This window comes from Vibrio tubiashii ATCC 19109 (assembly GCF_000772105.1).
Classification (GTDB): domain Bacteria; phylum Pseudomonadota; class Gammaproteobacteria; order Enterobacterales; family Vibrionaceae; genus Vibrio; species Vibrio tubiashii.
The window spans coordinates 506147-518808 of record NZ_CP009355.1; the positions used below are offsets into that span (position 1 = coordinate 506147).

General features: G+C 45.6%; 10 protein-coding genes. 8 read left to right on the forward strand and 2 right to left on the reverse strand.

The features are described from left to right. Positions 1-83: 83 nt before the first annotated feature. On the forward strand, positions 84-2369 hold the full coding sequence (locus IX91_RS17375; RefSeq protein ID WP_004745589.1) for an ATP-binding protein: 2286 nt from the start codon (positions 84-86) through the stop codon (positions 2367-2369). A 24-nt stretch (positions 2370-2393) separates the two neighbouring features. On the opposite strand, the gene IX91_RS17380 is transcribed toward IX91_RS17375, so the two are convergent. Then, complete coding sequence (locus tag IX91_RS17380; protein ID WP_004745590.1) at positions 2394-2657, reverse strand: DUF3012 domain-containing protein; 264 nt, start codon at positions 2655-2657, stop codon at positions 2394-2396. Positions 2658-2966: 309 nt separating this feature from the next. Between IX91_RS17380 and rbsD the strand changes: the two genes are divergently transcribed. The 7 genes from rbsD (at position 2967) to IX91_RS17415 (ending at position 10604) form a co-directional block, all read left to right on the forward strand. Beyond that, a complete protein-coding gene (gene rbsD, locus IX91_RS17385) occupies positions 2967-3386 on the forward strand; it encodes a D-ribose pyranase (RefSeq protein ID WP_004745591.1) in 420 nt (139 codons plus the stop codon). 24 nt (positions 3387-3410) lie between these two features. Beyond that, positions 3411-4916 carry a ribose ABC transporter ATP-binding protein RbsA gene (rbsA, locus tag IX91_RS17390; protein WP_004745592.1) on the forward strand — a complete coding sequence of 502 codons (1506 nt, stop codon included), beginning with the start codon at positions 3411-3413 and terminating at the stop codon, positions 4914-4916. Further along, complete coding sequence (rbsC, locus tag IX91_RS17395; RefSeq protein ID WP_004745593.1) at positions 4913-5896, forward strand: ribose ABC transporter permease; 984 nt, start codon at positions 4913-4915, stop codon at positions 5894-5896. Before rbsA ends, rbsC begins: the two co-directional genes overlap by 4 nt. Before the next feature lie 60 nt (positions 5897-5956). Continuing rightward, positions 5957-6835, forward strand: coding sequence for a ribose ABC transporter substrate-binding protein RbsB (gene rbsB / locus IX91_RS17400; RefSeq protein ID WP_004745594.1), 879 nt, complete (start codon positions 5957-5959; stop codon positions 6833-6835). A 142-nt stretch (positions 6836-6977) separates the two neighbouring features. Beyond that, the gene (gene rbsK / locus IX91_RS17405; protein ID WP_004745595.1) at positions 6978-7898 is read left to right on the forward strand and encodes a ribokinase; all 921 of its coding nucleotides are present in this window, start codon (positions 6978-6980) and stop codon (positions 7896-7898) included. Between the two features lie 29 nt (positions 7899-7927). After that, positions 7928-8929 (forward strand): substrate-binding domain-containing protein, encoded by a 1002-nt coding sequence (locus IX91_RS17410; protein WP_004745596.1) that lies wholly within the window; start codon positions 7928-7930, stop codon positions 8927-8929. Positions 8930-9056: 127 nt separating this feature from the next. Continuing rightward, entirely contained in the window at positions 9057-10604 is a 1548-nt protein-coding gene (locus IX91_RS17415; protein WP_004745597.1) for a DUF3369 domain-containing protein, read from the forward strand. Here the strand turns inward: IX91_RS17415 and IX91_RS17420 are convergent. Then, on the reverse strand, positions 10601-12559 hold the full coding sequence (locus IX91_RS17420; protein ID WP_174329863.1) for a PAS domain-containing sensor histidine kinase: 1959 nt from the start codon (positions 12557-12559) through the stop codon (positions 10601-10603). The genes IX91_RS17415 and IX91_RS17420 overlap by 4 nt on opposite strands. Positions 12560-12662: the final 103 nt, after the last annotated feature.

Sequence of the window (12662 nt, forward strand, 5' to 3'; positions counted from 1 at the left end):
CAACAAATTGCCTAGCATTATTGGATGGTACTTATAGCCTAAACTACGCTTAGTTAAGTGATTGAATAACCATTAGGTGTGGAATGGCAGACAAAGAGCTAATTTCATTGCTCTGGTTGCTAGGGTGTACCTGTATCGCCCTGTTTATGCAGGCAGGTTTTACCTTGATCGAGACAGGCAGTGTGCGTGCCAAGAACTCGGTCAATGTCGCGATGAAAAACCTTGCTGATTTTATTGTCGTGACCGTGGCTTACATCGTATTCGGATATCACTTGAGCCAAGGTGATAGCTTGCTCTCTTTCGAGACGCTAGCTATGGACAATGAGCACTTACCTAAATTGTTATTTAACGTCATGTTTGTGACGACTGCAGCGACGATCGTTTCAGGGTGTGTCGCAGAGCGCATGAGTTACAAAGGTTATATATATACTTCCTTTTTTATCGCAGTTATCACCTATCCTATCGCTTCCTATTGGACTTGGAACCCATACTCTTGGCTTAACTCAAGTGGTTTTTATGATTTTGCTGGTGGCACTACTGTACATGTTGTTGGAGGAATGATCGGCTTGGTAGGAACCATGATTGTCGGGCCGAGAAAAGGCCGTTTTGACAGCAAGTCTGTACGTGAAATCCCTTCTTATAGCCACACACTCGTGACGTTAGGCGTGTTCTTAATGCTGTTTGCTTGGCTTGGCTTTAATGGTGGAAGCTTATATACCTTCGATTTGCGAGTGCCCAAAATACTGTTTAACACTTTAGTGTGCGGTGCTATCGCTGGGTGTACAACTTTGTTTTGGCTACATCATTATCGCCATGTTCCAGTGTTTGTTGTTCTCAATAGTGTTCTTGGCGGTTTGGTGATCGTTACGGCGGGTGCTGACATTATGGCAATGATCGACTTGTTGCTGCTCGGTATGTTTGCTTCAGCGTGCGTCATTTTAGGTGATCGGATGCTAATCAAAGCTAAAATTGATGATCCGGTTGGCGCGATTCCTGTCCACCTATTCTGCGGGGTTGTTGGAACACTGTATGCGGGTTTCAAATTAGGATGGATTGAAAACCAAGACGTCGTTAACCAGTTACTGATGCAAGTTACCGGTTTAGTAATGGTCGCTGGCTGGGCGGCGCTCAATGCCGTGACTATATTCATGCTTCTGAGAAAAATGCACCTAGATCGAGTGACAGAGCGAGAAGAGGAAGTGGGTCTCAACGTTAGTGAACACGGCGTTAGGATGAGTTGGCTCGAAACCGTCAATACCATTGAGCAGATAAGCCAGCATGGAGACTACTCACGTCGAGTTCCGATTGAGTTTGGTACTGAGGCGGGGGATGTGGCGATATCATTCAATAATTTGATGGACCGACTAGAGAGTAACATTGATGTGCTCCATCAGGTTGCTAAAGGAAACCTCGAAGACTTAGACGTGACGCCAAGCAGTGATCGAGACATCATGTCTAACTCACTGAAAACAATGATCCTTGGGTTGCGCTCACTTATTGATGATGTGGAAGGCCAACTACAAAAACAGGCCTCACAGGGTGACCCGCATACTTTACAAGCGTTAATAGAGCGGTTTAAGCGCACGCAAGACCAACTCATGGAAGCGGAAAAAATGTCCGCACTGAGCGGTATGGTGGTAGGCGTGGCCCATGAACTGAATACGCCTTTAGGGGTGTCGGTCACGAGTCTATCTATCTTAAATGAACGCCTTTTTTCAATTCAAAAAAGCTTTCAGGATAAGACGATTTCGCAGGACGATCTCACTGAGTTTCTCTCAGTGGCTAACCAGTGTATGGAGATGCTTATCGCTAACATCAATCGCTCTGTTGAGTTGGTGAGTAAGTTGAAAAGTGTCGACCAGAAAATGACGGTAGAAGAACCCAAGTTGATTGAATTATCGCAACTGTTTAGCGACGTATTAACTCATACTGAGGAGCTGTTCGATGAACACAATATCTCTGCCCGATTAGAGTGCGATGAGAAACTTCGTGTTTACGTTGCGCCGATTTCGTTGGCGTGTGTTATTGAGGAGCTTTTAACCAATAGCGCATTGCATGCATTCTCTGATGAACAGAGCTCCCAACGCGAGGTTAGGCTAGTTGCCAGCCAAGATCATCAACATACTTATATCAGTGTTGAAGACAATGGCAAGGGGATCAGCGAACAAGATCAGACCAAAATATTCCAACCCTTTTTCACGACACTTAGAGCTAGAGGAGGAACAGGGCTAGGGATGCATATGGTTTACAATATTTGCAGTCAAAAACTAGCAGCAAATATTGAACTGGAAAGTACTTTAGGCATGGGGACGAAATTTGTCATTACACTTGAAAACCGAATTGAACCGGAAGGAAGAGCATCTGCATAACTGTAAATGCTCTTTAGATATCGATTAGAATACACAATGCTTGGCGTAACTCGTTGCGTCGTTCGCACTCCAGTCGCCTTTTGGCTTGTCTTCTAAATCACTACACCAGCCTTCACTTCCGACAGCGTCTTGCAGCACACAGTGCTTAGCGTAATCAACAGCGCCTTGGGCATTCCATTCGCTCTTAGGCTTATCTGACATTTCGTCACACCAGGCTTGTGTGCCCACTTCTGTTTGGCAGGCACTTAGCGTTAGCAGCGCAACGAAAGAAAATGCAATTTTTTTCATCTCAATTTCCAAGTCTTCTTAATGCCCCACACTATACCTTAAAAGATCCGCTGCTCTGCTTAATCGAGCGAATAAATATAGAAAATGGCATATCGAAACGTTTCGATGGGTGATCTTAATCACTTTGATAAGAGAATAGTCACTAGCAAAGCGGATCAATTTCACACTCTATAGAATCGAGTCTCGAATTTCTGAAGTGACGGACTATTATGTCATCGAAACGTTTCGATGAGTATTTTCTCAATAACAAGCATGACAGAGAAAATAGAGCTTGCCGTACGATAAACGTATTTTTGAAAGGTCGATGAGATGAAGAAAAGTACCCTTATAAATTCAGAACTTTCTTACTTGGTGGCGACATTAGGTCATACCGATGAGATTACCGTTTGTGATGCAGGCTTACCTATTCCTGATGAAGTGCAACGTATCGATTTAGCACTAACGCATGGTGTTCCTTCATTTCTAGAAACAGTCCGAGTGCTATTAAGTGAGTCTCAGATTGAAGGCGTCATTATTGCTGAAGAATTTGCCAAAGTGAGCCCGGCTCATCATGAAGCTTTAGTCAAAGAACTTGCGACAGAAAGCGAGTTAAACGGTAAGAAAATTGAAGTGACGTATGTGTCGCATGAAGACTTTAAAGCTCGTACTCAGCAGAGTAGAGCAGTAGTTCGTACTGGTGAGTGCACACCATATGCGAACGTTATATTTCAAGCAGGTGTGGTTTTTTAAGCCGCGCGATCGTAGGGAAGAATTATGACTCAAGCCATTCTTCAGCTGAGCTCCATTGAAAAGGCTTTCCCAGGTGTTAAAGCTCTGGACAAAGCAAGCCTGAATGTTTACCCCGGACGTGTTATGGCACTGATGGGAGAAAATGGAGCAGGTAAGTCGACTTTGATGAAAGTGCTTACGGGCATTTACACCAAAGACAGCGGCAGCATTCAATATCAAGGTGAAAGCGCAGCCTTTAAAGGCCCAAGAGACTCTCAAGAAGCTGGGATCAGCATTATTCACCAAGAACTAAACCTGATTCCGGAACTGACTATTGCCGAAAACATTTTCCTTGGTCGAGAATTTACCAGTGCATTTGGTGGCATTCAGTGGGGAAAAATGTATGACGAAGCGGACAAACTACTGGCACGCTTGAACGTCAAACACAGCTCTAAGACCTTGCTGGGTGATCTGAGCCTAGGTGAGCAGCAAATGGTTGAGATTGCGAAAGCGCTGTCGTTCGAATCTAAGGTCATCATTATGGATGAGCCAACGGACGCCTTAACCGACACAGAGACTGAATCATTATTTAAAGTGATCAACGAGCTTCGTGCTCAAGGTTGCGGCATTGTTTACATCTCTCATCGCCTTAAAGAAATTTTCGAAATTTGCGACGACATTACCGTTCTTCGTGATGGCAAATTTATCGGTGAATGCCAAGTTTCTGATACCGATGAAGATGGCCTAATTGAGATGATGGTTGGTCGTAAGCTTGATGAGCAGTATCCGCGCATCGATGTTCGTCATGGTGAAACCTGCCTAGAAGTGATCGGTTTAACAGGTTCTGGAGTCCAAGACGTCACTTTTACTCTTAAACGAGGCGAGATTTTGGGTGTGTCTGGCTTAATGGGCGCAGGTCGCACTGAGCTAATGAAAGTCATCTACGGCGCACTGCCGAGTGAACGTGGTGTGATTAACCTAGACAACAAAACGATCAACCCCGTCAGCCCGCAAGATGGACTTGCGAATGGTATCGCCTATATCTCTGAGGACCGCAAAGGGGATGGCTTGGTACTAGGGCTTTCGGTTAAAGAGAACATGTCTCTTTGCGCGTTAGATAAGCTGACCAAGGGTGGTCGTATTCAGCATAGTGATGAAGTGGTCGCTGTTGAAGACTTCATCAAGCTTTTCAACATCAAAACTCCGACTAGAGATCAAATCATAGGCAACCTATCTGGCGGTAACCAACAGAAAGTAGCGATAGCTAAAGGGTTAATGACCAAACCTAAAGTGTTGATCTTGGATGAGCCGACTCGTGGTGTTGACGTCGGTGCGAAGAAAGAGATCTACCAACTTATCAACAAATTTAAAGCCGATGGCATGAGCATCATTCTTGTCTCATCGGAAATGCCCGAAGTGTTAGGCATGAGCGACCGCATCCTCGTTATGCACGAAGGTCGAATCAGCGGCGAGTTTGATGCAAAAGACGCCGACCAAGAAAAACTACTCGCCTGTGCCGTAGGCAAAAAGATTAATGAGGAAGCAGCATGAGTACCAATACCATGAGCAAACCAACGGAAACAAACAGCAAAAAACTGTTTAGCAAAGAGTGGTTGATTGAACAGAAATCACTGATTGCACTTTTGTTTTTGATTGTTGTCGTATCATTCTTAAACCCGAACTTTTTTACGGTCGACAACATTCTTAACATCCTGCGCCAGACATCGGTTAACGCCATCATCGCCGTCGGTATGACTTTGGTCATCTTGACCGCGGGTATCGATTTGAGCGTTGGATCAGTATTGGCTCTATGTGGTGCCTTCGCTGCGAGCTTAATCGCGATGGAAGTACCGGTTTTGATCGCGGTTCCAACCGCACTGTTCGCCGGTGCTGCACTAGGTGCGATCAGCGGCATTATTATCGCTAAAGGTAAGGTTCAAGCCTTTATTGCTACCTTGGTGACGATGACGCTTCTGCGCGGCGTGACCATGGTGTATACCGACGGTCGACCAATTTCTACAGGCTTTACTGACACAGCAGATGCGTTCGCTTGGTTTGGTACTGGCTACGCATTAGGTATCCCTGTTCCAGTTTGGCTAATGGTTATCGTATTTGCAGCCGCTTGGTACCTACTTAACCACACTCGCTTTGGTCGCTATGTCTACGCCCTAGGTGGTAATGAATCTGCGACTCGCCTATCTGGTATCAACGTTGATCGCGTGAAGATTGGTGTCTATGCCATCTGTGGTCTGCTCGCGGCGCTAGCTGGCATCATCGTTACATCACGACTGTCATCGGCACAACCGACTGCGGGTATGGGTTACGAGCTAGACGCGATTGCCGCAGTAGTACTGGGTGGCACTAGCCTAATGGGTGGTAAGGGCCGCATCATGGGCACACTGATCGGTGCACTGATTATCGGCTTCCTAAACAACGCCCTAAACCTACTCGACGTTTCCTCCTACTACCAAATGATCGCTAAAGCAGTGGTAATTCTACTTGCGGTACTGGTAGACAACAAAAACAAGTAAATCATAACTAAATCGAGCCAAGTGACGTGTCTTGGCTCACCCTACACAAGGACTGAGAAAATGAAAAAACTAACGACTCTTATCTCTGCTGCACTACTTTCGTCAACCGTTTCTGTTTCAGCGCAAGCTCAGGACACGATGGCAATCGTACTGTCTACGCTGAACAACCCTTTCTTCGTTACGATGAAAGATGGTGCTGAAGCAAAGGCAAAAGAGTTAGGTTATGACCTAATCGTACTAGACTCGCAAAATGACCCAAGCAAAGAGCTGTCAAACATTGAAGATCTGACTATCCGTGGCGTTAAGGCGATTCTAATCAACCCAACGGATTCAGATGCAGTATCTAATGCGATTCGCATGGCAAACCGTTCTAACATCCCAGTACTGACTCTAGACCGTGGTGCGAGCCGCGGTGAAGTGGTGAGCCACATTGCTTCAGACAACGTTGTTGGCGGCGAAATGGCGGGTAACTACATCGTTGAAAAAGTGGGTATGAAAGCGAAAGTTATTCAACTTGAAGGCATTGCGGGTACTTCTGCGGCACGCGAGCGTGGTGAAGGCTTTATGAATGCGGTTAAAGGCAGTGAAATGGACGTTCTTGCGAGCCAACCTGCAGACTTCGACCGTACTAAAGGTCTTAACGTAATGGAAAACCTGCTAGCGGCTAACCCAGATGTGCAAGCGGTGTTTGCTCAGAATGATGAGATGGCTCTAGGTGCTCTACGCGCAGTTCAAGCATCGGGTAAAGATGTGATGATCGTTGGCTTCGATGGCACAGATGACGGCATCGCAGCGGTTAACCGCGGCAAGCTATCTGCAACTATCGCTCAGCAACCAGATCTTATCGGCGCACTTGGTATCGAAACCGCTGACAAAGTACTGAAAGGCTCTCAAGTAGAAGAGTACATCCCAGTACCACTGAAAGTTATCACTAAGTAATGAGTTAGCCAATTTTGTCCTTCTCCCCGTTTATATCTGTCGTTTAGGGGAGAAGGGCGAATAGCCATGCGCTTTTTTACAGAGTCCATCGCTATTACTCCTGTTCACATATAAGTGGCTCAAGCGAGCCGAGGATTACCTTATGAATAAGTTAGTGGTTTTAGGTAGTGTTAACGCTGACCATGTTCTTCAAGTGCCTTCTTTCCCTCGCCCTGGCGAGACGTTGCATGGTCGAAACTATCAAGTTATTCCTGGTGGTAAAGGGGCAAACCAAGCGGTAGCAGCTGCAAGATTAAATGCGGATATCGGCTTTATTGCTTGTGTCGGTGATGATGCGTTTGGTATCAATATTCGCGAAAACTTCAAGATGGATAATATCAACATTGCCGGCGTTAAAATGGAGCCAAACTGCCCAACCGGTATTGCAATGATTCAGGTCGCCGATAGCGGTGAAAACAGTATTTGTATTTCCGCAGAAGCGAATGCAAAACTGACCGCTGATGCTATTGAGTCAGATTTAGAGCAGATTCGTTCGGCAAAGTACCTGCTGACGCAATTGGAAACGCCGATCTGTGGTATCGAAAAAGCAGCGAAAGTGGCGAAAGAGGCGCGCACCAATGTGATTTTAAATCCTGCTCCGGCTCGTCCACTTTCGGATGAACTGCTCGCCTGTGTCGATGTTATCACGCCAAATGAAACAGAAGCGGAAGTGCTTACTGGGATTACCGTGACGGATAACGATAGCGCGCAAGAAGCGGCGAACGAACTGCATCGTAAAGGGATCGAAATCGTCATGATTACCCTTGGCGCGAAAGGGGTATGGCTGAGTCAAAATGGCCGCGGAGAGTTAATTCCTGGCTTTAAGGTTGATGCCACAGACACAACCGCAGCAGGAGATACCTTTAATGGGGCATTGGTCACTGGTCTGCTCGAAGATTTACCTTTAGAATCAGCGATCAAATTTGCTCATGCAGCAGCGGCTATCTCTGTGACGCGTTTTGGTGCTCAGACATCCATCCCATCAAGAGAAGAAGTCGATGCTTTCTTAGCAGAGCAAAGCTAACGTCTAGCCACAAGCAAGGAGAGAATGACATGGCGACAATGAAAGATATCGCAAGAGTTGCGGGTGTATCGACCTCTACGGTGAGCCATGTCATCAATAAATCTCGTTTCGTCAGTGAAGAGATCTCTGAGCGCGTCAATAATGCCGCTCGTGAACTTAATTACCGTCCATCTGCATTAGCTCGCAGCCTTAAAGTCAATCGCACTAAAACCATCGGCATGCTAGTGACCACTTCGACCAACCCGTTTTTCGGTGAAGTGGTAAAAGGGGTCGAGCGCAGTTGCTATCAGCAAGGTTATAGCCTGATCCTGTGTAATACCGAGGGCGATCACGAACGGATGCGCGAGTCGATCAATACCTTGTTGCAAAAACGTGTCGATGGCTTGATCTTGATGTGTTCTTCACTCGAAGGTGAGCGGTTAGAAATCTTTGAGCAATACCAAGACATTCCAGTTGTTGTTATGGATTGGGGCCCCATGCTGTTTACCAGTGATAAGATTCAAGACAACTCATTGCGCGGTGGTTATCTGGCGGCGAAGCACTTAATCGAGTCTGGTCATAAACAGATTGGTTGTATCACTGGTCCATTGGTCAAACACCAAGCTCAAATGCGTTATGAAGGGTATAAACGAGCACTAAACGAACACGGATTGGAGTTCAAAGCCAATTGGATCATCGAGTCTGACTTTGAGTGTGAAGGCGGCTACGAAGCGTTCAATAAAATGGTCGCTAAAGGACCACTACCAAGTGCAATTTTTGTTTGCAATGACATGATGGCGATGGGGGTAATCAATGCTGCACACGAGAAAGGCATTCGGATTCCGGAAGAGTTGTCTATCATTGGCTACGATGATATTCATATCGCAAAGTTCATGAGCCCATCTCTCACCACGATTCATCAACCTAAATACCGATTAGGAAAAGCAGCTGTAGAAGCGCTACTCAAGAAATTAGAAGGTGAATCAACAGATACTCAGGTGGTTCAGTTAGAACCAACTCTGGTCAGCAGAGCAACCGTTCTTAAGTTGTGATAAAGGCAAAATCAAGCGTCAAACAATGAGTATACTGAATTAGCTTTTGCTTAATGAGTAAGTAGTAAATATCTGCAAATTTGTGCTAAACCTAAAGAATGAACTCATTTGCGATATTAGGTACTACATGGAGTTGTTTGCCGACCAAAGACAGCAAGAAAGTCCTCTGAGCGATGGCCCGGTTGATGAGGTTATCCCATCAGTGCCGTGGACAGTGCTGCTTGTAGATGATGACGCCCAAATGCATCAAGTGACTCGCTTGGCCTTATCTGGCTTTACCTTTGAAGGCCGCAAACTCAATCTGATCTCTGCTCACTCGGCTCAAGAAGCCAAAGTTATGTTTCAGCAAAATAGTGATATTGCTCTGGCGCTGGTGGATGTGGTGATGGAAACAGAGCATGCAGGATTAGAGCTGGTAAAGTTCATTCGCGAAGAGCTAGGTAACAACCTTGTTCGAGTCGTACTACGCACCGGACAGGCAGGGCAAGCACCTGAAGACATTGTTATCCGTGAGTATGAAATTGACGATTACAAAGAAAAGACGGAACTTACCACCCAAAAACTCAAAACCTTGCTCTACTCGATGTTGCGTTCTTATCGAGACTTGTGCCTTATTAACCAGCAGAAGTCAGGGCTTAAGAAAGTGATTGAGTCTTCCGCGAAAGTTCAAAATACCACCACTTTACAAGCCTATGCCGCCTCTGTTTTGGAACAGCTTACTTCGTTGCTTCAGTTAGAAAAATCAGCATTTTACTGCCTAGTAAAACCAAGACCCAATGGTGAAGTTACGCGAGCATTGACTCTAGCAGCAACGGGCGAATACGTGGATTGCTACAGTGAATGTGCATTTAACAAGTTACCGGAAGAGGTCGCCAATCGATGCAAACAAGTTCTTGAGCAAAGATATTCACAACACTTTGGCGATGCGTTTATTCTCTACACCAGTGATGAGCAGGGTGTCGATAGTCTACTGTATGTCAACTTCCATAAAGACCTTTCTGAACTCGATGTACAGTTGCTAGAAATCTATATGCAGAATATAGGGCTTACCTTCGAAAACCTGAGTCTTCTTATCGATATTAAAGAAACATCAAAAGAACTTGTCTATAACCTCGCTAACGCTGTAGAAGCGCGTAGCCGCGAGACTGGTGCGCATGTTCAGCGAGTCTCACTTATCTGTGAAAAACTCGCACTTCTCTATGGTTTGAATGAACATGAAGCCAGTATGATGAAGCACGCTTCGCCTTTGCATGATGTCGGAAAAGTCGCGGTGCCAGACTCGATTCTTCATAAACCCGGCAAACTTGATGCTGATGAGTGGGAGATCATGAAGAAACATGTCGATTACGGAGTGGAAATTTTAAGCCGTTCAAAACGACGTTTGATTGTGATGGCAAAAGAAATTGCGGCTTATCACCACGAAAAGTGGGACGGCTCGGGTTATCCGAATGGGTTAAAAGGCGACGAGATCCCCATCAGCGGACGTATCGCCGCGCTTGCTGATGTGTTTGACGCGCTGGGCGCAAAACGAAGTTACAAAGAGCCGTGGAGTGATGAAGATATCCGTGCGGAGATTGTGAAACAAAAAGGGGCGCATTTTGAGCCGCAACTGGTCGACTTGCTTCTCAACCACTGGGAGGCGTTTATCGAAATCCGTAACTCTCTGCCTGACTAGATGTTGTAATCTAAATGGTGGTCAGGAGAGTCATTGCTGGGTAAGTCCCTTGGTAGCCTAAGTTCGAATCGTACTCCTTGGCCGACTTCAGATTCAAATATCAGTTCACCTTTCAGTTTCTGTTTTACCAGATTAAATACCAAATTCAGCCCCAAGCCTGAGCCGCCTTTGCCTCGTTTTGTGGTGTAGAAGGGCTCGAAAATCTTTTGGTGCAATGATGCCTCTATGCCACTGCCGTTGTCTCGGTATTCAAACACCAGAGTATCTTCATCTTGATGGAAACGGATTGATATCTGCGGTGTGCTCTGTTCGTGAAAAGCGTGATTGATGCTGTTCATAATCAGATTAGAAATAACCTGAGTTAATACGCCGGGTAGACTGTTCATAGTTAAACTGGTATCGCCTTCAAGAACAGGAACTACCGGGAGCTTACGTGTCTCTGGGTGTAAGCTGGCAATTAATGCATCCAATACTTGGAATACCTGAAATTGACTACGGCTTTCTGACACCTGATCAACCGCGGTCTGTTTGAAGTCTCGGATCAGTTTCGCGGCTCTATTGAGGTTGTGTTCGAGCATAGTGCTACTATCGGACATTCTCTCCATAATAGATTTAAATTGATCTGTTGTGAGAGTTTGACTGGCAAAGGCTTGATTCGCTTCATGTGTCACATCGCGAATGACGGAAGTTGCCGTTACTGCTATACCCAACGGTGTATTCACTTCGTGAGCAACTCCTGCCACAAGCCCCCCAAGTGCTGCGAGTTTTTCAGATTCAACAAGCTGTTCTTGGGTATGTTTGAGCTGCTCCATACTTTGTTTCAAGTCTAGGGTCCGAGTTGCTACTGTGTGTTCAAGGTTTTGGTTTAGCTCTTCAAGTTCAATCTGAGTCAGCTTCAATTCGGTTATATTGATGGCAGTGCCGCGAAACCCAAGGAAACGATCACTTTCATAACGCGCTTTGGCTTGAAAAAGCAAATATTGGGTAATGCAGTTGAGTGTGATGGTCTCTTCACACATTGAAAAGGTGCTTCGTTGGCGGAGTTTTTCATGCAGTGACGCACAATGCTCTAAAGCCGAAAGCTGATTCATTACTGGTTTACTGATGTTGTCTATGCCAAGCGCTTCTCTCATGCTATCTGAACAATAAACAAGATGCCCTAACTCATCAGTCTCCCATAGCCAGTCTGAAGAGATGTGGGCGAACTCTTTAAGGCGCTCTTGCTCTTGCTTGATATTGTCATATAGACGAGTGACATTGCTGGTTATTTTATTGGCTTCTTCGGCAAGCCAGTCCAACTCGTCATCCTTTTCAGAGATCCAAGCTTGATGTTCAAGTTCCAAAGGATCGGCGGGGTGGCGCGGGTTGTATTTACGAAGGTACTTAGCGATTGCGAAGATCCTTTGATTGACACTGCGATGGAATACCATCAACACCAGATAACAAACCAGTAACGTCTTACCTGCATTGAGAAGTAGGGTGTAAACCGCTTGCCAGATCAGGTAGTCGTAGATCTCTTGTGCATCAGACTGAACGTAAATATGACCGATTTCCTCGACGCGCGAAGTATTTGGATGCTTGTATATCAAAGGATACTTTTTGGTGATTGCGTTTTCGATGACTTCTGTGCCGGCTTCAAAAGTGTAGCCGCCACTTTCGACTCTGAGATAGTCCACTCTCGGCAAGTTCACCAAGCCATCAATCTCTTGCTGAAGAATTAAAAGGTCAAAGTCCCAAACTGAAGAGGCAATGATTGGAGCGTGTATATCGCGTATCTCAAATTGACGCTGTTTAACGGTATCGAACTCTTTCCTGTAGTCCCACGATAACTGCAGAAACGTGGTAAATACGGTGATCAAACCACTCAGTAGCACCATAATTAGGATGATACGTCGTCCGATCCTGCTATAGAAAGGGCTGTTTTGGCTTTCTTCGATGTCTTTGCTACGTGTCATGGTACTAATTCGAAAGTTTATTTTTGAGTATAGACGTTCAAATACTAATTGAAGGCGAATGCCAGTGGAGACTTGAGCTAAGGCAACTACACTAATAGAAAAG

What these genes read in the sequence shown, in the direction of transcription:
- rbsD (WP_004745591.1), top strand. Translation starts at nt 2,967, where the DNA reads ATGAAGAAAAGTACCCTTATAAATTCAGAACTTTCTTACTTGGTGGCG.
- rbsK (WP_004745595.1), top strand. Translation starts at nt 6,978, where the DNA reads ATGAATAAGTTAGTGGTTTTAGGTAGTGTTAACGCTGACCATGTTCTT.
- rbsC (WP_004745593.1), top strand. Translation starts at nt 4,913, where the DNA reads ATGAGTACCAATACCATGAGCAAACCAACGGAAACAAACAGCAAAAAA.
- rbsB (WP_004745594.1), top strand. Translation starts at nt 5,957, where the DNA reads ATGAAAAAACTAACGACTCTTATCTCTGCTGCACTACTTTCGTCAACC.
- IX91_RS17415 (WP_004745597.1), top strand. Translation starts at nt 9,057, where the DNA reads ATGGAGTTGTTTGCCGACCAAAGACAGCAAGAAAGTCCTCTGAGCGAT.
- rbsA (WP_004745592.1), top strand. Translation starts at nt 3,411, where the DNA reads ATGACTCAAGCCATTCTTCAGCTGAGCTCCATTGAAAAGGCTTTCCCA.
- IX91_RS17410 (WP_004745596.1), top strand. Translation starts at nt 7,928, where the DNA reads ATGGCGACAATGAAAGATATCGCAAGAGTTGCGGGTGTATCGACCTCT.
- IX91_RS17380 (WP_004745590.1), bottom strand. Translation starts at nt 2,657, where the DNA reads ATGAAAAAAATTGCATTTTCTTTCGTTGCGCTGCTAACGCTAAGTGCC.
- IX91_RS17420 (WP_174329863.1), bottom strand. Translation starts at nt 12,559, where the DNA reads ATGACACGTAGCAAAGACATCGAAGAAAGCCAAAACAGCCCTTTCTAT.
- IX91_RS17375 (WP_004745589.1), top strand. Translation starts at nt 84, where the DNA reads ATGGCAGACAAAGAGCTAATTTCATTGCTCTGGTTGCTAGGGTGTACC.